Consider the following 26,025-nt stretch of genomic DNA (forward strand, 5'->3'; position numbering starts at 1 on the left):
TCTTCAATTCGTTCCCGATACCGCCTGACTTCGCCGCCTTCTGGCGCCAGGCTGCGCAGCAGGGCCTTACCCAGCAGATCAAGATCTGCCAGATCGCCAAGACGGGCCTGTTTCCCTCCGACATCGAGGCGCTCGGCGACCTCGGCCTGAACATCGGCAGCGCCGCCTATTGGCACAAGGCCTTCCCCTACAAATCCACGCTGACAGGCGTATCCGGAACCGAACTCGCCGACGGCTATGAGACGGCCAGCGGCAAGCAGTGGACGCAGCAGCTCGGCGCCAGCCTTGCGCTTCTCGACGCCGGCTTCGATGCACTGAAGGCCAGCACGGACGTCAAAAGCAAGGAGGCCGTCGCCGAGGCGATCAGCACGCTGAAGACCACCACGATCGCCGGCAAGGTCGATTTCACCAGCGGCCCCGTCGCCAACGTCTCTCCCGGACCGATCATCGGCACGCAATGGGTGAAAGCGGCGGAGGGCTCGAAATTCGCGCTCGACTACGTCGTCACCGAAAATGCCACCGACCCCAATGTCCCGGTCGGCGCCAAGCTTACCGCTTACAATGGATAACCAAGTGCAGCGACAGGAAGCGCAAAGGCGGCCGGGGGGAGCCTTTCTCTCGGCCAAGGGGATCCACAAGCGGTTCGGCGCGCTTGTGGTGCTGGAGAATCTGGATTTTTCCATGGGCGATGGCGAGGCGGTCGGCATTGTCGGGCCGAACGGCGCGGGCAAGACGACCCTGCTCAACGTGCTCGCCGGCGCCTTCCCGCCGAATGAGGGAAGCATTACCTTCGACGGCGCCAACGTCACGAGCCGGACGGCGGCGGAACGCTGCCGCTCCGGGCTCGTCCGGACCCATCAGATTCCCAAGCCTTTCAGCGGCATGACGACCTTCGAAAATGTCTTCGTCGCCGCATCGCACGGCAGTGCCGCAAGCCGCGACGAGGCCTATGAGCGTGTGGTGGATTCACTTTCCCTTTGCGGCATGCTCGGGGTGGCTAACCGCCCTGCCGACACGCTCGGTCTGCTGGATYGCAAACGCCTGGAGCTTGCTCGTGCGCTTGCCACGCAACCGAGGTTATTGCTGCTCGACGAGATCGGCGGCGGCCTGACCGATGGCGAGGCGAGCGAGCTCGTCGAAACCATCCTCGAATTGCGCCGCCGCGGCATCGGCATCGTCTGGATCGAACATATCGTTCACATCCTCCTGCAGGTGGCGGAGCGACTGATCTGCATGGATGCCGGCAGGATCATCGCCGATGGCGAACCGAAAATGGTCATGAGCAATGCGGAGGTGGTCAAGGCCTATCTCGGAGGAACACCCGCATGAGCCTTCTCTCCATCCGCGACCTCGACGTTCGCCACGGCCTGCTCCAGGCAGTGCGCGGGGTCAGTTTCGATATTGGCAAGGGCGAGGTGCTGGCGCTGGTCGGCGCGAACGGCGCGGGCAAGACGACGCTGCTCAGATCGATCGCCGGCGCCCATCTGCCATCCTCCGGCAGCATCCTTCTTAACGACGAAGATCTGGCCGCCGTCCCGTCCCACAAGCGGATCGCCAAGGGCATCGCTCTGGTGCCGGAAGGCCGGCGCCTGTTTTCACAGATGACGGTGGAGGAAAACCTGCTTCTCGGAAAGACCTCCGGCCGCAAGGGCGATTGGGACATCGATCGTGTCCTCGACGCCTTTCCGAACCTGAAACCCCGCCGTCACGCCAAAACCGGACACCTCTCGGGCGGGGAACAGCAGGCGACCGCCATCGGCCGGGCGCTGATGAGCAATCCCGATATTCTTCTCCTGGACGAGGTCTCGCTCGGACTTTCGCCTCTGGTCGTCGATCGCGTCTATGCCCAGTTGCAGTCACTGCTCACGTCGGGGACGACCATCGTGCTCGTCGAGCAGGATCTCGCCCGCGCCATGAGCGTGGCGAGCCGTGTCATCTGCATGCTGGAAGGACGCATCGTCCTCGACAGGCCGGCGGCGGCCGTCACGCGCGAGCACGTCACCCAGGCCTATTTCGGATTGCACCGGGCAGCCGGCGAAAGGAGCGCATCGTGATCAACACCCTGCTCCAGGGCATCCTGCTCGGCGGCTACTACGCCGTCATCGCCTGCGGACTGTCCTTCATGTTCTCGGTGATGCGGATCATCAATCTTGCGCATGGCAGCCTGGCGGTCGCAGCCGCTTACGGACTGTGGCTGCTCGCCGCCAAATTCGGCATTCCGCCCTTCGCCGGCCTGCTGATCGTGCTGCCGGTCATGGCGGCCGTCGGCTGGCTGTTACAGCGCTTCATCCTGGAACGAAGCGCCCGCGGCGGCACGCTGCTGCCGATCCTGACGACCTTCGGCCTGTCGATCGTCATCGACAACCTGCTGTTCGAGCAGTTCGGCGCCGACACCCGCTCGCTCGCACCGTTCATCGGCAACCTGTCCTATGCATCCTGGCAGCTTCCGGGCCACATCTTCGTCGGCAAGCTTGCCGTCCTGATGATGGTGACGGCGATGCTCATTCTCGGCGGGCTGCAGTTCTTCCTGAGCCGCTTTGCGCTTGGTCGCGCGATCCGCGCCACGGCCGAGGATCCCGATACGGCCGGGCTGGTCGGCATCGATGCCCGCAGGGTAAACGCCGTCGCCACGGCGATCACCATGGTCACGGTCGGGATCGCCGGTGCTTTTCTCGGGATGCGGGCAACCTTCAGCCCCTATGCCGGCGGCCCACAGCTTCTCTTCGCCTTCGAGGCGGCCGTCATTGGAGGAGCGGGATCACTATGGGGGACGCTTGCCGGCGGCATCGTTCTCGGTCTTGCCCAATCGCTCGGCGCGCAATTGCATCCGCAAGGCTTCCTGATCGGCGGCCATGCCGTGTTCCTGCTGGTGCTTTTCGTCAGGCTGTCCCGGTTCGGCATGCCGGTTCTCGATAAATTTGGCGCCTCTCTCAAACTGCGCACCCGTCTCCGGAGCCCGACATGAGCCCCAACGCGACCCTTGCCTCCACCGGAATATCGATAGAGCGCTGGACGAAATCGTCGCGGGTGGCGCTTGGCTGCATGGCCGCGGTGCTCGCCCTGCTGATGTTTGCCCCCGCCGTGCTCGGCGCCGGTGCGATCGACCGGATGACAGCCCTGTTCATCTACGTGATCCTTGCCGCCATGTGGAATGCGCTTGCCGGTTTCGGTGGGCTCGTCTCGGTCGGCCAGCAGGTGTTCTTCGGCCTCGGCGCCTATTTCACCATCCGGCTGGCCGATGCGGGGCTCAATCCCTTCGTCGCGCTGTTTGCCGCCGCGGTCGTGACCGGCGTCCTGTCAATCCCGCTTTCGCTGTTCATGCTGCGCCTGAAGGGCGGCGAGTTCGCGATCGGCATGTGGGTCATAGCCGAACTTGCCCATCTGCTCGTCAATCTCGACCGGCTGATCCAGGGGGAAACGGGAACCTCGCTGATTTCGCTCAATGTCTATGACGGCAACATGCGGCGGGCAACGATCTACTGGCTCGCCTTGATAGCCATGGCCGCCCTGCTCGGCGCTCTCTTCCTCCTGATGCGCAGCCGCGCCGGTGCCGCCATGCAGGCGATCCGCGACAATGAGGAGGCGGCAACCTCGCTCGGCGTGCGCGTGATCGCCACCAATCGGCTGCTCTTCGTGCTCGCCGCCTTCGGCATCGCGGTCGCCGGAGGCCTGTGGCTGGCGACCGCCACCACCTTCCAGCCGAAGACCTATTTCAGCGTCCAATGGACGGCCTACATGATCTTCATGGTGCTGGTCGGCGGGATCGGCAAGTTCGAAGGCGCGATCCTTGGCGCCATCCTGTTCTTCGTGATCGAGACCTTCTTCGGCGCAGCCGGCGTCTGGTACCTGATCGGCCTCGGCGCCACCGCCGTGATTTTCTCGCTCTACCTGCCGCGCGGCCTTTGGGGCGAAATCGAGCGCCGTTTCGATTTTCAACTTCTGCCCGTCGGCTATCGGCTGAAATTGCCCGGTCCGCATAAAATCCAATGGGAAGAATGAGCCGGCTTGCGTCCGGATCTCTTGCGAAAGGTGACGTTCATGCTTTTTGGTAAAACGATCCTGGTGACCGGCGTGGCTTCCGGCATCGGCGCCCGCACGGCGGAACTGGCCGGCCAGATGGGCGCCGAGGTCATTGGCGTCGATGTCCGCGAGCCTGCCAGTGGAAGTGCCGCCTTCATCAAGGGTGATCTGTCCACCGCATCAGGCGTTGCCGACATCGTTGCGCAGCTTCCGGTGCGCCTCGACGCGCTCGCCAATGTCGCCGGCCTTTCCGGCAGCACCGGCGTCGTCTCGACGCTCGCCGTCAATTTCTACGGGCTTCGCGCCCTCTCCGAAACCGTGGCACCCCGCCTGCGCGAAGGCGGCGCCATCGTCAACGTCGCCTCGATCGCCGGCTACGGCTGGCGCGCCAATCTCGAGCGGGCAAAGTCGCTCGCCGGCATAGACGGCTTTCCCGAGGTGGCGGCGATTGTCGCCGAGCACGGCCTCAAGGACGAGGAAGCCTACCCGCTCTCCAAGGAACTGCTGCTGCTCTGGACCATGCGCGCCGCCCATCAGCCGCTGTTCAAAAACCGTGGCATCCGCGTCAATGCCGTCAGCCCCGGGCCGGTGGAAACGCCGATCCTCAAGCAGTTCCGTGCCGTGCTCGGCGACGCCAGGGTCGATAGCGACATCACCCGCGTCGGCCGCGCCGGCACCTCCGCCGATATCGCACCCGCCGTGCTCTTCCTCTGCTCGGATGGTGCGCGCTGGATCAACGGCACCAACATTGCCGTCGACGGCGGCCTCGAAGCTTCCATCAACGCCGAAGTTCTCGGCTTCTAGTTCTTGTCCCCAGGAGATCTCCGATGAATATTTCCCTCCTCATAAATGGCGCCGACCGCGCAGCCTCCGGCGGCCGGACCTTTGATCGCATCGATCCCTTCACCGAGAAGCTCGCAAGCCGCGCCGCAGCGGCAAGCCTGGACGATGTTGCCGCGGCCGTTAATGCCGCCTCCGCTGCCTTTGGCGCCTGGTCGAAGACCGGCCCCGGCCAGCGCCGCGCCATCCTGATGAAGGCTGCCGACATCATGGATTCCAAAGTGGGCGAGTTTACCCAGTTGATGATCGAGGAGACGGGCGCTACCGCGCCCTGGGCCGGTTTCAATGTCATGCTCGCCGCCAACATCCTGCGCGAGGCCGGCGCCATGACGACGCAAATCACCGGCGAAATCATCCCTTCCGACAAACCCGGCACGCTCGCCATGGGCGTTCGCCAGGCCGTCGGCGTCTGCCTGGCAATTGCCCCCTGGAACGCGCCCGTCATCCTCGCCACCCGCGCCATCGCCATGCCGATCGCCTGCGGCAACACCGTCGTCCTCAAGGCATCCGAACAATGCCCCGGCACGCACCGGCTGATTGCCACAGTGCTGACCGAAGCAGGCCTGCCGGCCGGCGTCATCAACGTTCTCACCAACGCGCCGGAAGATGCGCCCGAGATCGTCACCGCGCTGATTGCCCATCCGGCCGTCAGGCGCGTGAACTTCACCGGGTCGACCAAGGTCGGCAAGATCATCGCCGAGACCTGCGGCAAACATCTCACGCCCGCCCTTCTTGAACTGGGCGGCAAGGCGCCGCTTGTTATCCTCGACGACGCCGATATCGACGGTGCCGTCAATGCCGCCATTTTCGGCGCCTTCATGCATCAGGGCCAGATCTGCATGTCGACGGAGCGGATCATCGTCGACGAGACCATCGCCGATCAGTTCGTCGCCAAACTGGCCGCCCGCGCCAGCCAGCTCCCGGCCGGCGATCCGCGTGGCCACGTCGTTCTCGGTTCGCTGATCAGCCTCGACGCCGCGAAAAAAATGGAAGAGCTGATCGCCGATGCGACGGCCAAGGGTGCAAAGCTCGTGGCCGGCGGCAAGCGCTCGGGCACCGTGGTCGAGGCGACGCTGCTCGATCATGTCACGCCCGAGATGCGCGTCTATGCGGAAGAATCCTTCGGCCCGGTCAAGCCGATCATTCGTGTTGCCGGCGAGGAAGAAGCCATCCGCATCGCCAACGACACCGAATACGGCCTGTCCTCCGCCGTCTTCAGCCGGAATGTCCAGCGGGCAATGACGGTTGCAGCGCGGATCGAATCCGGCATCTGCCACATTAACGGCCCGACCGTGCACGACGAGGCGCAAATGCCCTTCGGCGGCGTCAAGGGCAGCGGCTACGGCCGCTTCGGCGGCAAAGCGGCAATCGCCGAATTCACCGACCTGCGCTGGATCACGGTTGAGGACTCCGCCCAGCATTATCCCTTCTGAGCGGCGGGCAAATTCCGCTACGGATGGCAATCAGCTCCCGAGGCATCATCGCGCCACGCCGGCTTCACGTTTGTGGCGCGATCAGACTTAGACCGGCGACATGCGCCGATGCCCCGCGTCGACCTTTCAGATCGAGAAACCGTCCAGGGCGTCAGCAAGCTTCAGCCAAAGATCATGGGGAGGCGAGGGAATTGGCCGCGAATCTTCGTCAGAGATCCGAACTCCGAAGGCACTCCCCTTCGATCGCTATCCACAAAGTGTTATCAGACACACTGTCGAGACCGATGATCTGTGTCTTGCCGTCCAGCTTTCCGCTCGTGAGCAGTCTCACACGAGAACCTTCGAGCACATAGAGGCCGTGCAAGGTTCCTAAATGAGTCCTCCCTTGGAAGCTGCTGGAGGAGCTGAAACGCCAGATCGGACAAGCGGACACGACGCTTCTCTACGCTGCGAAAGACGTGGACCACAATCACGCTATCGTGCTTCAGCGCTTCATCGGCAAAGACTGACGCGTCGGTGACCGACGTCGATGACACACGCCCTTTCCGTGTCCGAAATTTCCGGGAACCTTTTCGACGAACCTGCATCCAATGTTCGCTTCCGAAGGCGCACCACCGTTGCCGCCGGAAGGCATCGGTCACGACACAAGGGAGACAGATCATGTTGAAGCGAATTCTCGGCGCCACTCTGATGGCAGCCTCACTCGGCACGGCTTCGATCGCYGCCGATGCCAAGCCGACCGATCCTCAGATCGCCCACATCGCCTACACAGCGGGACAGATCGATGTCACCGCGGCAGAACAGGCGTTGAAGAAGAGCAAGAATGCCGAAGTCATTGCATTCGCCAAAACCATGGAGCGCGACCACAAGGCCGTCAACGATCAGGCGCTCGCTCTCGTCAAGATGCTGAAGGTGACACCCGAAGACAACCCCGTCAGCCAGTCCTTGTCGACACAAGCAGCTAAGGAACTGACGACGCTGGAGGCGCTCGACGGCGCGGCGTTCGACAAGGCCTATGTCGAAAACGAAGTCGCCTATCACAAGTCGGTCAACGACGCGCTTGCCAACATCTTGATCCCGTCGGCTGGGAATAAAGAGCTCAAGTCGCTGCTGGAAACGGGCCTGACCCTGTTCAAGGAGCACCAGATGCATGCCGAGCATCTGGCTTCGAAGACCAAATAGACATGGCAATGGGCTTGCTGATGAAATCCCTACGGCTCCCGCTGCTCTTTGCACTACTTTGGGCAGGCAACGGGGTTGCCTCGGCGGCGGACTATCAGATCACCATCACCGGCATGAAATTCAGCTCGCCGCCTCCCGAGCTGCATGTGGGCGATGTGATCGTCTGGAGAAACGATGATATATTCCGGCACACGGCAACCGCTCGCGACAAGAGCTTCGATATCGACCTGCCGCCGACATCGGAAGCCCGCATGACGGTCGCCCAAGCGGGAGCGATTGATTTTTATTGTCGTTTTCATCCCGCTATGACGGGCAAGCTGGACGTCCGGCCATAGGCCGGGCTCCAATCGAAAGATGCGCGAGCGGGCGGAGAATTCCCCATGATAGCCATTCCGATTCCGGCCGAGCGACACCGGCAGCAGATGTCGATACTGTCCGACGCCGATCTCGTGCCCTTGGCAAAAGCAGGCGACGAGCCCGCCATCCGCACCATAGTTCAGCGTCACAATCAGCGCCTGTTCCGGACGGCGCGCGCCGTCATCCGTAACGATGCGGAGGCGGAAGATGTCGTCCAGGCCGCTTACATCAAGGCATTCACTAATCTGGCGACGTTCCGGGGCGAGGCGCAACTTTCGACATGGCTGACCCGCATTACGCTCAACGAGGCGCTGGGTCGCGTGCGGGCCCGAAAGAACACCACCGGGCTCGAGGAAATCGATATGCAGACGATGGCGCCAGGTGGCGAAGTGTTACAGTTTCCCTCCTCCCTGTCAGCAACCAATCCGGAAACCGAGCTCGCCAGGAGCCAGGCGCGGCATCTCCTCGAGAATGCGGTCGACGAACTCCCGGATGATTTTCGCGCCGTGTTCGTGCTCCGGGATGTCGAGGGCATGAGCACAGACGAGGCCGCGTCTTACCTCGGCATAAGACCCGAAACCGCCAAGACCCGGCTGCACCGGGCGCGCAAGATGATGCGCCATTCGATCGAAAAGCAGCTCTCCGGCGCATTCTCGGCCCTGTTCCCGTTCGATGGCGCCCGTTGCGCTTTCATGGCCGACCGCGTCATCGCTGCCCTTCGTCACAAGACGTTATGATGTCTCGCAATATCAGCGGGCAGCTTGCCACGCACGCCTGCCATGGTAGTCGCGGGGCGCTAAAACATGCGGAGGTTAATCGTGGTATCGAGCGCGTAACCCGCGCCATAGACAGTGCGAATCCTCAGATTGCGGAGTCCTGCAAACGCTTTTCGCAGCCGGCCAATGTGCACGTCAACGGTCCGGCTTTCTACAGCGTGCGGAACTGGCCAAACGGCCTCGATGAGTTGCTTGCGGGTACTGATCTGCCCTTGCCTTTCGATTAGGAATTTAAGGATTCTCATTTCAATAGGCGCAAGCGCTACAATCTTGCCTGAAACCACGACTGCGTGCGGCCCGAAGACAATCTCGGCGGCGGAAGCGCAATTTGGCAGAGTCGAAACCGCCGGCCGAGGGCTTATGTCGTGCAGAAAGGCGAGAAGCTTTGCAGGCGACAGAGGACGCGTGATGCCTTCGTCGAGGCCCGCCTTGATCAATTGCAGGTGCTGCGTGCGCATATCCTCGCCGATGAGTGCACCCACGGAAAGCCCCGAGCCCTTCAAGAGCGCACACAGGGGCGCAACGTCACTCGGCCAACCTGCACAATCCAGTACGACGGCGGAAAGCTCTATTGATGTGCAGGCGTCCACCACATCGTCGTCACTTGCAGCAAGACGAGCCTCAAAGCCTTCACTACGCAGAATATGCGCGAGGAGCAGATAAAGCTCGGCGTCCTGTGAGCAGACCAGAATGACCGGGGTCATGTCTATCGCCTCTTCTGTCGGTTGACGATGCGGCAAGCCCTAACTCGTTGCGAACTCGCCGCCATTGACATCTATGATGGCTCCGTTGACGAACTGTGCATCCTCCGATGCCAGAAACGCGATCACCGCGGCGACGTCGTCCGGTGCACCGAGCCGCCCCGCCGGAATACGGGCGAGCGCGTCGATGTTGGTCTTGCTTTGCGGGGAGCCTGTGAGTGGCGTCAGGATGCGACCTGGCGCCACGACATTCGATGTTATGCCGTAGGAGCCATATTGAGAGACCAGCACGCGGGATAATCCTGAAAGTGCGGCTTTGGACGTCGCGTAGCTCGCGCCGGCGATCCGCGGTATCGTCCGGCCGGCAAGAGATCCAACGRATATGACCCGTCCAAAACCGCTTTCCTTCATGGCGGGCAGAGCGGCTCGGCAGCACAACATCGTCCCTGTCAGGTTGACGGCGAGCACGTCGTTCCACTCTTCAAGGGTAAGGTCGGCGACGTGAAGAGGGCCGTCAGGACTTTTCGGCGAAATCCCCGCGTTGCAAACGAGGATCCCAGGTGCGCCTAGGACACGGGTGACTTCGCCGAAAAAGGAATTGATCGCCGCCGGTTCGCGGAGATCGACCTTTCTCGTAAGCGAGCGCTCTGGCCCGAAAGCCTCGGCAAGCGCAGAGCCCGCGGCCATGACGCTTGCTTCACCATGGCTGAAGACCGCAACCCGATGACCGGCCCTGAGAAGTCGAAACGCAGTGGCAAGACCGATCCCAGTCGTGCCACCGCTGATGACCGCAACATGCGAACTGCCACCAGGGCTCATGCCGCTTGATCCATTCCAGTAAACAGCGAAAGGGGCGGATGGGCGGCGGCCTCTGTTATTACCTCAATCAGCAAGGGCCCGTCTCCAGAGAGACCGCGCTCAAGGTATTGAGAAAGGTTGGCGGGATCCGAGATGCGTACTGCTGGGCAGCCGCAAGCTTCCGCAATTCGCCGATGATCGACGTCCGCGAAACTGCAGGCAGTCGTGAAGCTGCCGAACTTGACAGTTTCCGCATCACGTTGGAAGCCAAGGATACCGTTGTTCAACACGATGATGAGTACCGGAAGCTTGCTCCGCACCATGGTCTCCAACTCCGCCCAGCTATGCGCGAAACCGCCGTCCCCGACGATGACAACGACCGGCTTGTCGGGCTTTGCCACTTTCGCGCCGAGCGCAAGTGGCAGGCCCCAYCCAAGTCCGGCAAGGCCCCGCGGCGATAGGAAGCGCATGCCGGCCGAAAGGGCTCGGAGCTGGCCCGCGACCCACATCGAGGAATAGCTCGCATCGGCAACAACGGTCGTCTCTGCCGTCAATACTTGTTGCAGGTCGGACATGACTCGCTCGGGACGGATCGGACTGTTCTCCGAACGGGCAATAGATCGTCGCTCCATGTCAAACGCGCGCCAGAAACCCGCAATCCGAGCCGTCAACTTGTCGCGCTGCGATGCGCGGTAAGAGAGATCGCGTCGGGCAAGCGCGCGGCGAAGCGCGCTGATAGTTTCGGCCGCATCGCCTGCTAATCTGACCGCTTCGTAGGTACGTCCGATTTCGGTGGGATCGACATCGATGTGGATGACTGACGCGGACCGGGGAATTTGGCGCCAACTGTCAGTGCCATTCTGATTGGTTCGCGTCCCCACCAGAATGACGAGATCGGCTTCTTCGACGAGGGCAAGCGCGTGCTGTCCAAGCGATCTCGGCCCGACGAGAGCACCGAGAACGCCAGCTGACAGCGGGTGGTATTCGTCGACCGCGCCTTTTCCCATATTGGTCGTCAGGACGGCAAGCGAGGCTTCGTCCTGTAGCGCCGAAAGCTCGCCGGCGGCATGGCTTGCATGGACGCCTCCTCCGGCGATGACGATGGGCGCCTGGGCTGCGGCGATCATCGAGGCTGCGTGCTCGATGTCGCTATCGCGTGGACGCAACCGATCGAGTGGCCAGTGGCCAAGCACAGCCTCACGACGAAACAGCGAAGGGGAGATCTGCTCACGCAAGAGGTCGGCGGGGAGCAGGAGAGCTGCCGGTCCCGGCCGGCCCGAGGCGGCTGCCGTGAAAGCAGCATCGACATAGTCGTCGATCCGCTCAGCAACGAGCACCTTGCGCACCCACTTCGTGCATGATTGGAACAGGGTGAGATGATCGAGTTCCTGGAATGCATTGCGATCAGCCTGATCTCGTTCCACATCCTGAACGAGAGCAACGACCGGAACGCTAGCCTTCAGCGCTTCGGCCAGCGGCGGAACGAGAAGCGTTGCCGCAGGTCCGTTCTGCGCTGCTACAACGCCGACCTTGCCTGACAGCCGCGCATACCCGTCGGCCATGGTCCCGCCCATGTTTTCCTGACGGTAGGCGATTTGACGTATGCCGATTGCTTCGGCCGCAAGGATAACCGCCGAAGGCAGACTCTGAGCAAAGATATGGGTGACGTCGTGCCTCTTCAGGGAAAGAGCGATCCGCTCGGCGACGGTTAGATGATCAGTTGCCATGGTCACATGCCTGCTTCGGTTGAAGTTGCTTCGAGGATTGAAAGGAAGTCTGCGAAGGCTGAGACGACCGCATCACCGTCCGCAGTTGTCATTGCCGTCGAAAGGCACGCCGCAGCGCCATTGGGAAGCAGGATGCCGCAACTGAGGAAATGCCTGGAGAGCCGCCCCATCAACTCGGCCTCTTCCGGGGCGAGATACGCCTCGCGGAAGTCCGTTGGCTGCTTTCCTTTCGGATGGATACGAAACAAGGATGCCGCCCCCGTCACGCTGAAGGCTGCCCCGTGGCGCGCGATTTCCTTTCGAAGTCCAGCCCGGATTCTATCGCCAAGGCTCTCGAGTGCAGCGAAAGCGCCATCCGTCATCGCCTCCATGGCAACCCGGCCCGCAACCATCGATACGGGATTTGCCGAAAACGTGCCGCCTTGCGGCAGCAGCGGCTTGCCGCTGTCGCTTGCGAACACCCGCATCACGTCCTTGCGCCCGCCGATCGCCCCGACGGGAAAACCTCCGCCGATGATTTTGCCGGCGGCGACCAAATCGGGGTGGAGACCATAGCGGGCCGACGCCCCAACATATGACTGCCGCAGATTAAGGACCTCATCGGCCACGATGAGAATCCCGTATTGCTTCGCGATCGCCTCGACAGCGGCAAAAAAGCTTGGCTCAGGCGCTATCAGCCCGGCGCGGCTTGGCATCGGGTCGATCAAGATACAAGCCAGTGAAGGGGCAGCCGAAGCAATTCGGCGCTCTAGATCCGCGATGTCATTGAAGCGGATAACCGTTACCTCGTCCCTTACCGAACGGGGCATTCCGCGATAGGCCGGTACGGCCTGAGACACCGAGGGATCGTTCCATATAGCCGGCGACACCGCCTGCCCCGTTTCCGCCCAGTCGTAAGCGCCGTGATAGGCGCCTTCAATCCGTGCGATGCCGGGCCGGCAAGTGAAGGCGCGAGCGGCCTTGATCGCAAACATCACAGCCTCGGTCCCGCTGCTGACAAAGCGAATATGTTCGATAGCCGGAATGCGCTCGATCAACAGCTCGGCCAGCGTGATTTCGTGCTCGGTCGGGTTAGAGAAACATGTGCCGCGATGAAGAAGATCTGCAACCGCGTCGGCAACTGGAAGAAAACCATGGCCGTGAATCAGCGTCGTGAAATTATTGTTTAGGTCGAGTAGGCGATTGCCGTCGACGTCGATGAGATAGGCCCCCTCCCCGCGCGAAATGTAGAGCGGGCTGGGCTCATGATCGACGGTGACGCGCGTGATCCCGGTTGGAAACACGCGGCGACCCTTTTTGAAGAAATGTTCGGACCTCGACCGGGGAAATCCCCGGCCGTCGCGCAAGATATAAGGGTGAAACATTCGATCTTCTCCGGCAAATGGGTCACGGCGCGACCCTTCATAATTTTGTTATTACAAAAATCATGAACCCGAAGAAGTTGCAACAAAAAAAATCCGGCCACGATGTTATTGCCGCTTGAGACGCTCCTGCGCTGCTTTCTTGAGGCGCCGATAGCCGTCTCGAATGTCGTTTTCCATTGCCGCTCGGACGGCGGAGGGATCTTTATCCACCAGAGCCTCAATCGCGGCCAGGTGGTTGTGGACACCGTATTTCGCTTCCGCAAACTCAGGATAGAGGTCGTGGAACGAGGCGCCGATCCTTAACCATAGGGCCTCGATGGTCGAAAGAAGGTGCGGCATCTCGCACAGTCGATAGATGGTAAAGTGGAATTCTTTATTGTCGTGAAGAGCATCGCCGTAGCGCTTTTCCTCGAGCGAAAGTGTGATTTTTTCCTGTATTACCAATAGCTTGTCAAGCACATCATTGGTCGCACGAAGTGCGCCTTTTTCGGTCGCTAATCCTTCGAGGGCAAGCCGCATCTGCGTGACTTCGTAAAGCGCCGAAAGATCGAGATGCGGGACGATGACGGTTTTAGGACCCACCATGACGAGCGCACCCTCAAAGACCAGGCGGTTAATCGCCTCGCGCGCCGGCGTCGCACCAACCTTCAGCATTTCGGCAACCGAACGGATCGGCAACTTGTGACCGGGCTTGTATACGCCCCGCGTAAGTTGCTCCTTGATGGATGAATAGGCGAAGTCGCTGAGACGCCCGGAGTGCAATTCCGACGCCGGCGATTCCTCTTCAGTTGTATTCTCGTTCAAAATTAACTCCCCACGAGTTGACTTCTTCACATTTTTGTTGCAACAAAAATGCATTGTGTAAAAATTGATCACGCAATGTGACAGCATAACGGGATCGTGAATATTAGCAACGCCTTGGCCCCGTGCGGCCATGCCTGAACAGATGCCGGCCTTGTCGGCACGACACTCACACCACCTGGCGCCGCGCGGGCGGAGTCGGGAGGGATCAATGCATCTTAAAGCAAAGGAGATATCAGTTTGATTGGTGCGCCTGTTTTTATCGATCGCATAGGAAAGGCCTACGGCAGCCAGACTGCCGTAGGCGCAGTGACCTTGGACATTTCAGCAGGCGAATTCCTGTCGATCCTCGGTCCATCCGGATCGGGCAAGACGACGCTTCTGACAATGATCGCCGGTTTCGAAAGTCCGTCTGCCGGACGCATTATCATTGGTGGGCGCGATGTCACCGCCGTATCGCCCGATCGCCGCAATATCGGGATGGTCTTCCAGCGTTATGCTTTATTCCCGCATCTGACCGTCGCCGAAAACATCGGCTTTCCCCTGAGGATGCGCGGCATCCGCAAGGACCTCAGGGCAGAACGCGTTAGCCGGGCGCTCGACCTCGTCCAACTCCCGGACTATGCCAAGCGCTATCCCCACGAACTTTCCGGCGGCCAGCAGCAGCGGGTTGCAGTCGCGCGAGCAATGGTGTTCGAACCGCCTGTTCTCTTGATGGACGAGCCACTCGGGGCACTGGACAAGAAGCTGCGCGAATCCATGCAGATCGAGATCAAGCAGCTTCAGCGGCGCCTCGGTGCAACGGTCATCTACGTGACGCACGATCAGGAGGAGGCGTTGACGATGTCCGACCGGATCGCTGTCATGGCAAAGGGGCAACTCGTGCAGCTTGGAAGCCCGGCGGATCTTTACTGTAATCCGGAGAGTGCCTTTGTCGCCGACTTCATCGGCAAGATGAATTTCCTAACGGGAGAATTCCTGGGCAAGACCGCTGGTCGTCACACCATCAGACTGGGTGACGACGTGGTTATTGATACGCCCGGTGCCGCCCATAATTTCGAGGGTTCGGCAAAGATAGGTGATCGCGTTCGGCTCGCGCTGCGCCCTGAGCGCCTCGGCCTTGCAGCGCGGGGCGCAGGAGGACAGAACGCCCTCCCCGGTCGGATCGAAACGTCGGTCTTTGCCGGCTCCTTCGACCTTCATCTCGTTCGCACTGATTTCGGAAGCGGCGAGATCATTCAGGTGCAGATCCCTGCTGATGGAAAGAGGGAGCCCTTCGCAATGGGGGCACTCGTGGACGTCGTCGCCGAACGCGACGGCCTCCGGCTCTTTACGGTTGAGGAGGGATGAAATGACCACGACCGTCGATAATCCACGCGTTGTACCAACCCGTCCAGCGAGCTGGTTTTTCTCACGCTCGGCGCGCCAGTATTCGCATGCGCTGACGTTCCTGCTTATTGCGCCGTTGATGCTGTTACTGGCCGGAGGCTTCATCTATCCGATTGGACGGCTCGTCTCTTTGAGCTTAATGGCGCCGGGATTCACGCTGGAGCATTACGAGCGGATCGTCACCGAGCCACTCTACATGGAAGTCCTGCTTCGGACGTTGCAGACGGGCGCCATCGTAACAGTGACGAGCTTGCTGCTTGGATTTCCGGTTAGCTTTCTCATGGCGCATGCCAAAGGCAGGATGGCGATGCTCGTATCGGCCGCGGTGTTGGTCCCACTATGGACCTCAGTGCTGGTGCGATCCTATGCCTGGATCGTGCTGCTGCAGCGAAACGGCATCGTTAACGGTCTGCTGATCGAGAGCGGCCTCATTGGCAGTCCGTTGAAGCTAATCTACACCGAAGGCGCGGTGATCCTTGCGATGACGCATGTTCTCATGCCCTTCATGATCCTGCCGGTCTACAACGTTCTTCGCACTATTCCTGCAGAGTACACTCAAGCCGCCCGCAATCTCGGCGCCGGCCCGATTAGCGCGTTCTGGCGCGTGACCTTGCCGCTCAGCTTGCCTGGAATCTTTGCCGGATGCGTCATGTGCTTCATCCTGGCGATCGGTTTTTATATCACGCCGGCACTCGTCGGCGGGCCTGGAGCATTGATGATGGCAACGCTGATCGGCCAGCAAACCACCGTTCTGCTTGACTGGCCATTTGCCGCAGCGCTCGCGACCGTCCTTCTGACCACGACGCTGATCTTTGTCCTTGTGTTCCGCAAGGCGCTTTCCGTCAGCAAAGGAATGAACAGTGTCAATTGAGCCCGCAGTCACCGCCTCATTCGCCCCCTCTCCCGTCAACAGCACCCATCGGCCTTACGGCAAAGCGGCATTGCGGCTCCTTGGGGGCTTCCTGATCGGGGAAATCCTGTTCTTCCTGGTTCTGCCGACGTTGCTCGTCATCCCGATTTCGCTGAACGACAGCAGCTATATCGAGTTCCCGCCGAGGGGCCTGACGCTTCGCTGGTATATCGACTTTCTATCCGATCCGGACTGGCGCGCAGCAACGATCTTCAGTCTGCAGATTGCGCTGGCGACGACGGTCGCTTCGACGGTTATCGGTACATTGGCCGCCATCGGGCTCGTTCGCGGTAATCTGCCGGGAAAGACGCTTCTGCGGGCATTGTCGTTGGGGCCAATGATCGTTCCCCATGTTGTCTTTGGCGTTGCCCTTTATCTGGTTTTTTCCCCGCTCAGTCTGACCGGCAATTTCGCTGGTTTCCTGATCGCGCACACCGTACTTGCTGTTCCCTACGTGATCATCACCGTGTCGGCAGCACTCGAGCGCTTCGACACGTCACTCGAGCTTGCCGCACTGAATTGCGGGGCAAGCCGGAGCCGCGCCTTTATCAGCGTTGTGCTTCCTAACATCGCCCCGGCGGTGGCTGCGGCTTCGGTCTTTGCGTTTCTGGCGTCGTTCGATGAGGCAACAGTCGCCTTCTTCATTTCCGATACGGGCGGAAAAACGATCAGCCGCAAGATGTTCGAGGACATCGATTTCAATCTCACCCCGGTCATAGCGGCGGTTTCGACGCTGCTCGTCGCGGTATCGCTGCTGCTCATGGGGACCATTCATCTCCTTACCGGCCGCGGGGAGGATTAACATGATCACATCAATCGGAGAGAGGAAGAACCGATGAAAAAGCGAACGAAGATCAAGCCACTGCTTGCGGCTTGCCTCATGCTTGCCGGTGCGGGGGCGGCGCAAGCCGAGGAGCAGGTCATCATTGCGACCACAGGCGGCGCCTACGATGCCGCGCTTCGAAAATTCTGGTTCGAGCCGTTTACCGAAAAGACCGGCATCAAAGTTGTTTCCGTCGCGGCAACGAATGCCGAGATGCGGGCGAAAGCGGCGGCCATGGTCAAGACCGGCAACGTGACCTGGGACCTTTATCCGGACGGCGAGATCCAGGCGAGCGCTGAAGCGCATCGGCTTACATCTGAAGACCTGACCGACTTTTGCAAGTCTTTCCAGAGCCGGCCAGATCTGGTCGAGGATGCCTGCGTCAGCGCTGGGGCCAGGCTTTTTTCAACCGCAACGCTGATGGCCTACGACCCGACTGCCTTCAAGGATGGGAATCCGTTGAGCTGGGCCGATATGTGGAACCAGACAAAATTTCCTGGGGGTCGCTCGTTTCCAAATTTCGACGATCCGTGGAGGGTAATGGCTGCCGCGCTCCTCGCCGATGGTGTTCCGCGCGACAAACTCTTTCCGCTCGACGTTGATCGCGCCCTTAACAAGCTCGACGAGATCCGCCCGGCGATATCGCTCTGGTGGAAGACCGGTGACCAGAGCGTTCAGGGCTTTCGCAACGGCGACTACAGAATCGGGCAGATCTGGCTGACGCGCGCAAATACACTGAAGGCGGAAGGACGCCAGATCGCCTGGTCCAAACAGGCCTCGTTCCTCGTCGGCGATCGCTTGACGATTATCAAGGATGCGCCGAACCGCGCAAACGCGTTGAAGTTGATCGGCTACTGGCTTGATCATCCGGAGGCGCAGGCCGGGGTGTGCAACGAACTCCTTTGCACGCCGCCGAGCCGCAAGGCGATCGATTTGATGTCGCCGGCTGCACGCGCGGCACTGCCGAGCGACGAGGACATCCGGGATTACATCGTCATCCCGGACGCCAAATGGATCAACGACAATGCTGCGATGATGCTCGAGCGTTGGAATGCCTGGATCCGATAACGATCCCCCTTTGGCGGTGGTTCCGCCCGAAGGGGCGGAGACAGATCTTTATCCCTTGAGAGCACGATTGACGGCAGCTGCGACGTCGCGCAATTCGGATGCCGTGTGGCCGGCAGTCGGACATATTCGCAGCCCCGCCCTTCCCTTGGCCACAGTCGGGAAGAAAATGGCCGACGTGTAGTAACCAGAATCAAGTACAAGTCTGGCAGCGCCGATTGCCGCAAGCTCGTCACCGACGACGACGGTCCTGATCGGGAGTCGGGACCCTGCCTGTGCGGTCGGCACCAGCTCGTCGAAAAGAGAGATGTGTTCTGCGAGCGTCCTTTGCCGCACACCAAGTTCCGGTGTGCGGTGAATCGACTGAGAGGCCAGAGCTGCACCGATCGCCGCAACATTGATGGAGGCCGAGAAGGCATGCGCGAGAGCAAAGCGCCGGAAGATCTCTTCCTGGAACGCCGTTGCGAGCATCAGCATGCCGCCCGACGCTCCGAAGCCCTTCCCGAGCGAGGCGGCGATGATCGTCCGTTCACCGAGACCTTCTGGCATCTGTGAACGGGCAAACCCCTCGCCTCTTTCCCCGAAAATCGATATACCGTGAGCATCATCGATGTAAAGGAAGAGGCCGTATCGCTCCTGAAGCTCCCGCAACTCCTTGATCGGGGCACAGCCACCCATGGAATAGACACCGTCGCAAACATAGGCGACCGCCTCGTTCTGGCGGCAAATTTCTTCGAGCGCCTGAAGATCGTTGTGGCCTATAGTGCGCACCTCGCATTCTTCAGCAACGACGGGCTTGTTGAAGGCGAGCGTTGCATGCGCGAGACGGTCGAATACCATGACTGGTTTTTTGCCGCCCGTCAGAACGCCGGACGCAATCAGCGGAAGCGCGCTTAAGTTGGCGGCAAGCACTGTTGTGTAGGTGATAGCCCTCGCGCCGAAGAGATCAGAAAGAGCATCCTCGAGGTCTCCGAGGACTGCAAAATTGAGCCGCGTCCGGGCGCAGGACCAGTGTAGTGTTCCGTAGCGCCGAACTGTCTCTATTGCGCCTTCGATGATTGAGGGGTGATTGTCGAGCCCGAGATACGAGCAGCGGACGAAGTCGACGACGCGCTTCAATCGGCGATCCGAAACCGGCAGCTCCACCGCTCGACCGTCAGACGGATGGACATAGAGGGCCATCAAGCCGTTGAGCTGGGCGGCGGCAAAGTGGGGACTCGCGTGGCTGATCAGGCCCGCGGTGTTTCTGTGGGATGTTTTCGCCGATCCGGCGCCCGAAGCTGCCTCTTGCATGTTGTGCTCCCAAATGTTCAACGGACTTCAAGCTATGCGCGTGATCGTCGTTTATGCAACGAAGGCGACAGCAAGTTTTCGGGAAGTTTCGATGAACATGTGAACGTGGGGAAGTCACATACTTTACGCAACGTCGATTGCATATCCTTCCTTTGGCACGGTGCGGATCAAATCGCGGCCAAGCGCCCGCCTCAATGCACGCCGGAGCCGGCCGATATGAACATCGACTGTCCGAGGCTCGACGAAAGCTGATTTCGGCCAAGCGACCGCGATCAGTTCCGCGCGGCTTAGAACACGCCCCGCGTCACCCATAAGAGCGCTCAGCAGACGAAACTCGATCGGGCTGAGATTAACCGGCATACCCCTTACCAAGACACGCCGGCCGCTGACGTCCAGCTTCAGATCGTCATATATTGGAACGAAGCGGCCAGACGCTTCGTCGGAGGAATTGCCTATTTCACCGTGGAGATAAGACAGCAGCCGTTCCGGAGGCATCGGCCTTGTGAAGCTCTCATCGACGTCGGCTTTCAGGATGTCGAGATAAGCGGCCTTTTCGGCGACGAGTGCGATGAGTGTGAGTTCGTCGGCAAGCCCCTTTTCTCCCAGGCTCGACGCGATATCAGCCAGAATTTGTGAACCCGGCTGGCAGTCGACGATGATAGCTGCAGCGCCGCGCTCCTCGGCGATCGCCACGGCCTCGTTTGGAATATCGACCAGCACCGTCCTGTATCCGGCCCCCCTCAAGATGTATGACAGCATCAAATAATAGTCGGCATCCCGGGATACGATCGCCAGAAGTGSGCTCATCGGCTCGCACCGCCAGCTGTTGACCCCACCATTTCTACGTTTGCTACGACAAAACTCTCACCGGATTGCCTCATTCTAAGTGACACCTCAAGCCTGATTCGTAAAATATCGCGAAAATCGCTCTCATTGCGGGTGTTTTTATAGCTTGCCTTTCGGTTTTGTTACAACATAATGTTGAGCATGAGAAGCACTTCGCACTGAAGCGCGTATTTGCCAGGGACGGCACGTGATCGTGGCCCACTCGGTGGGATCGACGTCCGGCATAATTTGATGGCCTGTTTCCGGACGGTAACGGGGCTTTTTAATGCGCGAAATGTTCGAAAGGTTCTCAGCCGGCTGCGCCGCAACCGCACCGGATTTTTGGAGTGATGCAGATGTTGGGGACATAAGTACTGCTGTCCGTTCGCTTTACGGACAACATGCGAAAACCGCGGCAGCCTGGTGTGCCATAAGCGCTCGCTCCGACGGTCGCTCAGGCGATTTCAAGTTTTGGGTCCGAGTTTTCCAGCAGTTGGGGAAATTCGAAAACAAATGCGAGGGCCATCGGCTTTGATGTCGCACGCATGTTTACTCCGACAGCATTCCGACACTACGAATCTGTCCGGCCTTATAGGTCGGACAGATTCGCGGTGATCATGCCAGCCGCTCGGTTGAACGCAGATTTCGGGAGCGGGACGTGTAGGGGCAGACAGGGTGTCCCCACAGCGAAGGGTTCATGATCAACACGCAGAGCAGGGGGACTAGTTTTATCTGAATACGATGGCTACAAAAGTCCTGTCATGAAAGACGCCTGCCGCATCCTGCACCAGGAGTTTCAGACGCGTTGAAGGGCAGCTCGGCTGAGTTCGAGGAAATGGGGCGCATCCTCAAAGTCAGCTTATTTGAGTCATGCACCCGCGATCGACACGCTGCTTGAAGCCGTTCGCTGCCTCCGCCAAGTAATTGGGTTGACAGAATACTCCATGAGCCGAGGGATGGCCCACAGCTGACGGGCGAGCGAGCGACCGCGCGCCTGGTTCTTGATCTCGATCGCGATATAGGCGCGGGCGATCGCATTGCAGCGATTTCCTGCCGTCCATAATCTCTCCCGCAGCTCATTCATTGGTCTCAGAGACTAATGCCACGACTGACAGCCCGCTGGTGCCGTTCCGAGATGATCTGTTCGCTGCTTTCCATGCGCACCGTCCGCTGCAGGACCTTCAACCTGTCCTGCATCGCCTCGAAAGCATTGCGCTGCGCTGGTGGCACACGATTGATGAGATCCTTTTCGCCGCGAATGATGGCATTGCGACCAAAGCGCTCGTCGAGTGCCCGGCTGACGGCGGCGAACTCCCGGCGAATGCTGGGATCGAGAGGGGCAGCGGAAGCCGTCAGCTTGCGGTCGTTGTTCTTCGCCTCGGCAGTCAGTCGCATCAGCACGTCTTCCGCCGCCGTCGACAGAGCAGGAATGGCAACCGCCATGCGCCGTCGCTCTTCGGCGATAGCCTGGCGTTCGGCATCGAGCACAYTGACGTAGGCCGGACCGAGCGATCGCAAACGGGCGGCGGCTTCAGGCACGGCCTGCACCGCCTCTTTCCGCTCCCGGCCGGCGGCCAGCATCCGGTCCATCAGGCGATCGGAACCGCGCAATGCGCCATAGGCGGCCGGATCGTTGGTCACCGCGGCCGCGATGCGCTCGCCAGCAAAGCCTTTCTGAAGCAGCTCTTCGATCTTGCCGACGGCGCCGACCGGATCGCGCCAGATCGCGCTTGCCACCGCCGCCAGCGCTGCTCGCTGCTGGCGATAGAGAGGATCTGAGAGCACACGCGAGCGCGCCTCCTCGTCGATCCCGGTCCTGAACTCGGTGACGGCGGCAAGCATGGGGACATTCTCCATCCCTTGATCGGCACTGGCGCCGGCAACAATCTTCGAACGATCCCGGCGCTCGGCGAGATGCTGCTCGTCGGCAAAGCGCTTCACGGCCTCGAACAGCCGGGTCAGCTTCTCGCCTCTGCTACTGGCGAGGTCCTCTGGCATACGCTCGACCATGTTGCGTTCGCCAACCGCGTCGGCCTTCGAGGTAAACGCGCTCCAGCCGAAGCGGGCGGTCAGCGCCTCGCTGACCGCCTTGACCTCCTGGACGATCGAGCGATCTTCGGCGGCAAGCGCAAAGGCGGCCTTGTAGGCGTCGTCACCACCTTGCCTGCGCACCGCCTCGATCTCGGTAAGACGTGCCATCGCCTTTTCGGAGAGCGCCGGGATCGGCAATRCCATATGGGCGCGGCGTTGCTGCTCGTGGCTTTCGAAGCGTTCGGCATTCCGGCGGAACTGGGTGGCATGGGCGCGGACGAGCGGCAGCAAGTCCGTCAAGGCAGTGATCGCGGCATTTCGTTCGTCGCGTGCCGCACGACCGTCGACGATCAGCTCGGAACCCCGCAGGCGGCCGAGCCGCTCGGGTGCTTTGGCAAGATCATCGGCAAGCCTGCGCGGATCGACGCTTGTATCCGATGAAAGCGCGTTCAAGGCGACAAGGGCTGCATCCGGGTCACGATAGATCTTCTCCAACAGCGGCCGGAGGATGGCTTCCCGTTCCTTCCAGGCAGGAGACGAAAGCTGTGCCAGCTGCGCATCTTCCTCGGCACTCCTGGCAAAGCCCGTGGTGGGCGGGATCAGATATCGGCCGCGAGCAACATCCGCCTCCAAGACGGTTTGGGGTTCAGCCCGTTCCTCGTTGTAGGCGATGCGCCGTTCCCGCTCGATCGTGRAGCCGAGCGCAACGCTTGCCCGCTCCCACAGCTTCGCCAGCTGCTCGCGCCTCTCGGCAATCCCGGCCCACCGCCGGGAAAGGCTTTCTTCCGCCCCGGCTGCGGCAAGCGAAAGGTGATCGAGACCACGGCGGCGCGCGAAGTCGTCGGCATGGGCGCGATAACCGGCCTCGCTTTCAAAATCGAGCGTCGTCGTCTTGGCGCCGGAACGCGACAGGCGCTCTACCAGCTGCTTGAACACATCCGGTCGATGGCTTTCCCGCTCGATCCGTTGCTGACGCGCTTCGGCGGTTTCGATCCGCTTGGCGGTCCAGACGTTGCGGTCGACCTCTCTTTCCTCGAACCGCTTCTGGCCGGTTTGTTCGTCGACGATGGCAACCTTGATCGTCACCCGCTCGACGCCGTCCTTGCGCAGCGTGACGGTATCGCCTTCTGAGACGCCACCTTCCTCGAGCGCCTTCGGCAGGCTGACGCCCCATAGACGATGGAGGGTGCCGTCATCTGCTCTGACATCGGCATAGGGACTGTCGTCGGCATCCTCGTCATTCGGCCGGAACTTGGCTTGTCCTGTTTCCACGAGCGCGCCGGTGACGCCGGCGGCATGATCGACATGCGGCTTTCGTCCCCATTCCGGCTTTGCTTCAAAATCGTCCTTCGCCGCATAGAGATCGACGCGGTCTCTGTGTCTCGTCATCGACACATAGGTCAGGTGCTGGTCCATCATGCCGGTGGCGAGCACGAAGCTTCGCTCGACCGTGGCGCCTTGAGACTTGTGAATGGTCGCGGCGTAGCCATGATCGACATTGCGATAGCTGCTCTCGCTGATGACGACATCACGGCCACTGTCGAGACGGACCGAAAGCACTGCGTCGCCACGTTTGTCGCCGGTGGAAACGACCGTGCCGAGCATGCCGTTCTTCACATGTTGCGGGCCGAGACGCATTGCGCGCGCTTCAACGAAGCGGGCATTCTCCAGGAAGATGATGCGGTCGCCGGCAGCAAATTCCCGCGCGCCGCGCTCGGTCCGGAAAGCGCGGTCCTCACCAAGCGCGCCCTCTCCCACCATCACCGATCGCAGCGCCTCGTTCAGACGCTTGACGTCCTCGTTGGTGTGGGCGAGCACCAGCAGTTCGTCACCACGAAGACGACCGTCATTGCCTGCCGTGGTTGAGTTCTGGATTGCCTGTTTGCGCGCTTGGCTCCAATCGGCGACGATCCGATCGATCGTTTCCGCCCGTGTCCCTGCCTCGATCAGATGCCCCTGCTGGGCATAGGCATCGAGGCCCTTCCCGGTCTCGCCGCGCGCAAAAAGCCGCGACGCCTCGCGCGCCCATGGCTGGCGCTGGCGGCGCACGCCAGCAAGTTCGGCAAAACCGATCCGCTCAGTGATCGCCCGGAATGCCGCGCCCGCCTGGATCGGCTGCAGCTGCATCGCGTCACCAACCAGCACGACCTTCACCTCGGCTTGCTCGGCGATGTCAAGCAGGCGGGCCATCTGCTGCGACGACACCATGCCGGCCTCGTCGATGACAAGCACATTGCCACGTTCGAGCAATTCGCGTCCGCTGGCCCAGGCGAGTTCCCAGGCGGCGAGTGTCCGCGACCTGATGCCGGAACTGTCTTCCAGCCCTTCGGCGGCTTTGCCCGCAAGGGCAGCACCGATCACCCGGCGACCATCGCTCTCCCAGGCAACGCGGGCGGCGGCAAGCAAGGTCGACTTGCCGGCGCCGGCAAGACCGACCACGGCGGCGATACCTTTGTCCCGGGTGATATGGTGGATGGCATCCGCCTGTTCCGGATCGAGCCGGAAGGAGTTTTCCGGATCCTGCGTTTCGACCTGCCTGATCGCGGCTGCAACCACCCGATCGGAAACGGCAAAACCACGGCGCTCCGCCAAAACCCGCGCCGACCGCCCCATGTCATATTCGATGCGCAGCATCTCCCGCGTGGTGAAGACGGCAGGTTCGCTCGCCTTTCCCGTTTCGGCATCGATCTGCTGCGGCTTCAGCATGATGAGATCGTCCGATGCCATCAGTCGCGCGCGGATATTGGCGAAGTCCGCGGGATCGTCGACAGTGCGATGCAGCGCCTTGGCGATATCGCGCTCATCGAAGGTGGAGCGTTCATTGCTCAACTGCTTCAGCAGGAGCGCAGGATCGGCAAGCAGCCGGTCGGCCATCTCCTGGCGACGGGCAAGGTCGGCCGGAGCAAAATACATCTCCGCGTCCCTGCGGGAGAGGGCTGCCTTCTCCGGTCCGAGGTGCTTCTGCGCGATGCCATCAAGGCCCTGTTCGGCATAGGAGCGGCCATCGAGCCGGATCTCGTGACCGGCAAGCGCCAGGTGCCGGCTGGCCGTCTCCGCCCAGGCGATCTTCCACGCCTGCAAGGTTTCCTTGTCGCCAGCCCAGAGTTTGTAGACGACCTTGCCATTCGGGCGATCCGGCGTGACGACCCGCAGCGGCTTTCCGTCCTCGCCACAGACAGGAACCTTCTTTGGCCCGAACCCCTCCTCCGCCAGCGGCCTGAGCGTCGTCATCAGATGGATATGCGGGTTGCCGTCCTTGTCGTGATAGACCCAATCGGCGACCATCCCTTTCGCAGTCAGATTGTCGCGCACGAACTCCCGCACCAGCGCGATGTTCTCAGCCCGCGTCAGCTCTTCCGGCAACGCGATGATCAACTCGCGCGCCAGCTGCGCGTCGGCGCGTTTCTCGAAAGCATCGACGGCATTCCACAGCGCTTCGCTCGCCTTGGCGACGGATTGACCAGAAATCGCCGACCGCAGCCAGGCCGGTATTTGGTCCGGAAGAGCCAGCTCCTCATGCACCAGTTCGGAAGCTCCGCCGCGATAGCTGAACGATGTGCCGGCCTGTTCGTCCATCATCCGGGCGCGATGGCGATAGGCGGCGGCCGAGACGACGCTGCGTCCCGCGCCCCTGCCGATCACCTGTGCTCTGACGAACATGATCGCCACTGTCGTCTCCACCTCGCCCGA

The 26,025-nt window shown here is 61.1% G+C and carries 22 protein-coding genes and 1 pseudogene; 15 read left to right on the forward strand and 8 right to left on the reverse strand.

Translation table 11 applies throughout. The annotated features are described in order from the left end of the window. From AC1D1Z_RS17515 to AC1D1Z_RS17565, 11 genes and pseudogenes are all read left to right on the forward strand, one after another. Positions 1-569 (forward strand): ABC transporter substrate-binding protein (locus AC1D1Z_RS17515; protein WP_477851383.1); only part of this gene is annotated, 569 nt, incomplete at its 5' end. Further along, positions 562-1,329 carry an ABC transporter ATP-binding protein gene (locus tag AC1D1Z_RS17520; RefSeq protein WP_477851385.1) on the forward strand — a complete coding sequence of 256 codons (768 nt, stop codon included), beginning with the start codon at positions 562-564 and terminating at the stop codon, positions 1,327-1,329. The genes AC1D1Z_RS17515 and AC1D1Z_RS17520, both read left to right, overlap by 8 nt. Then, complete coding sequence (locus AC1D1Z_RS17525) at positions 1,326-2,054, forward strand: ABC transporter ATP-binding protein (protein ID WP_018246062.1); 729 nt, start codon at positions 1,326-1,328, stop codon at positions 2,052-2,054. Before AC1D1Z_RS17520 ends, AC1D1Z_RS17525 begins: the two co-directional genes overlap by 4 nt. Next, positions 2,051-2,965 (forward strand): branched-chain amino acid ABC transporter permease, encoded by a 915-nt coding sequence (locus tag AC1D1Z_RS17530; RefSeq protein ID WP_018246063.1) that lies wholly within the window; start codon positions 2,051-2,053, stop codon positions 2,963-2,965. Before AC1D1Z_RS17525 ends, AC1D1Z_RS17530 begins: the two co-directional genes overlap by 4 nt. Further along, positions 2,962-3,999 carry a branched-chain amino acid ABC transporter permease gene (locus tag AC1D1Z_RS17535; protein WP_018517497.1) on the forward strand — a complete coding sequence of 346 codons (1,038 nt, stop codon included), beginning with the start codon at positions 2,962-2,964 and terminating at the stop codon, positions 3,997-3,999. Before AC1D1Z_RS17530 ends, AC1D1Z_RS17535 begins: the two co-directional genes overlap by 4 nt. Positions 4,000-4,038: 39 nt before the next feature. Then, complete coding sequence (locus AC1D1Z_RS17540; protein WP_026188728.1) at positions 4,039-4,824, forward strand: coniferyl-alcohol dehydrogenase; 786 nt, start codon at positions 4,039-4,041, stop codon at positions 4,822-4,824. A gap of 23 nt (positions 4,825-4,847) precedes the next feature. Further along, on the forward strand, positions 4,848-6,293 hold the full coding sequence (locus AC1D1Z_RS17545; protein WP_018246066.1) for an aldehyde dehydrogenase: 1,446 nt from the start codon (positions 4,848-4,850) through the stop codon (positions 6,291-6,293). A gap of 395 nt (positions 6,294-6,688) precedes the next feature. Then, positions 6,689-6,802, forward strand: a pseudogene (locus tag AC1D1Z_RS17550) (DUF488 family protein); the annotation flags it as partial. A 151-nt stretch (positions 6,803-6,953) separates the two neighbouring features. Continuing rightward, positions 6,954-7,475, forward strand: coding sequence for a DUF4142 domain-containing protein (locus tag AC1D1Z_RS17555; protein ID WP_026188729.1), 522 nt, complete (start codon positions 6,954-6,956; stop codon positions 7,473-7,475). Between the two features lie 8 nt (positions 7,476-7,483). Beyond that, the gene (locus AC1D1Z_RS17560; RefSeq protein WP_018246068.1) at positions 7,484-7,810 is read left to right on the forward strand and encodes a cupredoxin domain-containing protein; all 327 of its coding nucleotides are present in this window, start codon (positions 7,484-7,486) and stop codon (positions 7,808-7,810) included. Positions 7,811-7,855: 45 nt separating this feature from the next. Then, the gene (locus tag AC1D1Z_RS17565; protein WP_018246069.1) at positions 7,856-8,569 is read left to right on the forward strand and encodes an RNA polymerase sigma factor; all 714 of its coding nucleotides are present in this window, start codon (positions 7,856-7,858) and stop codon (positions 8,567-8,569) included. A 59-nt stretch (positions 8,570-8,628) separates the two neighbouring features. Here the strand turns inward: AC1D1Z_RS17565 and AC1D1Z_RS17570 are convergent, their stop codons facing one another. From AC1D1Z_RS17570 to AC1D1Z_RS17590, 5 genes are all read right to left on the reverse strand, one after another. Continuing rightward, entirely contained in the window at positions 8,629-9,312 is a 684-nt protein-coding gene (locus AC1D1Z_RS17570) for a response regulator transcription factor (RefSeq protein WP_018246070.1), read from the reverse strand. Positions 9,313-9,351: 39 nt separating this feature from the next. After that, positions 9,352-10,128 carry a 3-oxoacyl-ACP reductase FabG gene (gene fabG, locus AC1D1Z_RS17575; RefSeq protein WP_477851390.1) on the reverse strand — a complete coding sequence of 259 codons (777 nt, stop codon included), beginning with the start codon at positions 10,126-10,128 and terminating at the stop codon, positions 9,352-9,354. Beyond that, on the reverse strand, positions 10,125-11,834 hold the full coding sequence (locus AC1D1Z_RS17580) for an acetolactate synthase catalytic subunit (RefSeq protein WP_018246072.1): 1,710 nt from the start codon (positions 11,832-11,834) through the stop codon (positions 10,125-10,127). Before AC1D1Z_RS17580 ends, fabG begins: the two co-directional genes overlap by 4 nt. A gap of 2 nt (positions 11,835-11,836) precedes the next feature. Next, complete coding sequence (locus tag AC1D1Z_RS17585) at positions 11,837-13,198, reverse strand: aspartate aminotransferase family protein (protein ID WP_018246073.1); 1,362 nt, start codon at positions 13,196-13,198, stop codon at positions 11,837-11,839. Between the two features lie 105 nt (positions 13,199-13,303). Then, a complete protein-coding gene (locus AC1D1Z_RS17590) occupies positions 13,304-14,002 on the reverse strand; it encodes a GntR family transcriptional regulator (protein WP_018246074.1) in 699 nt (232 codons plus the stop codon). 237 nt (positions 14,003-14,239) lie between these two features. Between AC1D1Z_RS17590 and AC1D1Z_RS17595 the strand changes: the two genes are divergently transcribed. The 4 genes from AC1D1Z_RS17595 to AC1D1Z_RS17610 all read left to right on the forward strand — a co-directional run bounded on the left by AC1D1Z_RS17595 (position 14,240) and on the right by AC1D1Z_RS17610 (position 18,189). Further along, a complete protein-coding gene (locus AC1D1Z_RS17595; protein WP_018246075.1) occupies positions 14,240-15,349 on the forward strand; it encodes an ABC transporter ATP-binding protein in 1,110 nt (369 codons plus the stop codon). 1 nt (position 15,350) lies between these two features. Next, positions 15,351-16,259 carry an ABC transporter permease gene (locus AC1D1Z_RS17600; protein WP_018246076.1) on the forward strand — a complete coding sequence of 303 codons (909 nt, stop codon included), beginning with the start codon at positions 15,351-15,353 and terminating at the stop codon, positions 16,257-16,259. 70 nt (positions 16,260-16,329) lie between these two features. Next, positions 16,330-17,100 carry an ABC transporter permease gene (locus tag AC1D1Z_RS17605; RefSeq protein ID WP_018246077.1) on the forward strand — a complete coding sequence of 257 codons (771 nt, stop codon included), beginning with the start codon at positions 16,330-16,332 and terminating at the stop codon, positions 17,098-17,100. A gap of 33 nt (positions 17,101-17,133) precedes the next feature. After that, positions 17,134-18,189 carry an extracellular solute-binding protein gene (locus AC1D1Z_RS17610; protein ID WP_018246078.1) on the forward strand — a complete coding sequence of 352 codons (1,056 nt, stop codon included), beginning with the start codon at positions 17,134-17,136 and terminating at the stop codon, positions 18,187-18,189. 48 nt (positions 18,190-18,237) lie between these two features. On the opposite strand, the gene AC1D1Z_RS17615 is transcribed toward AC1D1Z_RS17610, so the two are convergent. The 3 genes from AC1D1Z_RS17615 to traA all read right to left on the reverse strand — a co-directional run bounded on the left by AC1D1Z_RS17615 (position 18,238) and on the right by traA (position 26,004). Further along, on the reverse strand, positions 18,238-19,479 hold the full coding sequence (locus AC1D1Z_RS17615; RefSeq protein WP_018246079.1) for an 8-amino-7-oxononanoate synthase family protein: 1,242 nt from the start codon (positions 19,477-19,479) through the stop codon (positions 18,238-18,240). Between the two features lie 123 nt (positions 19,480-19,602). Then, complete coding sequence (locus AC1D1Z_RS17620) at positions 19,603-20,286, reverse strand: winged helix-turn-helix transcriptional regulator (protein ID WP_477851395.1); 684 nt, start codon at positions 20,284-20,286, stop codon at positions 19,603-19,605. 1,107 nt (positions 20,287-21,393) lie between these two features. Next, the gene (gene traA, locus AC1D1Z_RS17625) at positions 21,394-26,004 is read right to left on the reverse strand and encodes a Ti-type conjugative transfer relaxase TraA (protein ID WP_477851397.1); all 4,611 of its coding nucleotides are present in this window, start codon (positions 26,002-26,004) and stop codon (positions 21,394-21,396) included. Positions 26,005-26,025: the final 21 nt, after the last annotated feature.

This window comes from Rhizobium sp. P1_E1 (assembly GCF_056406015.1).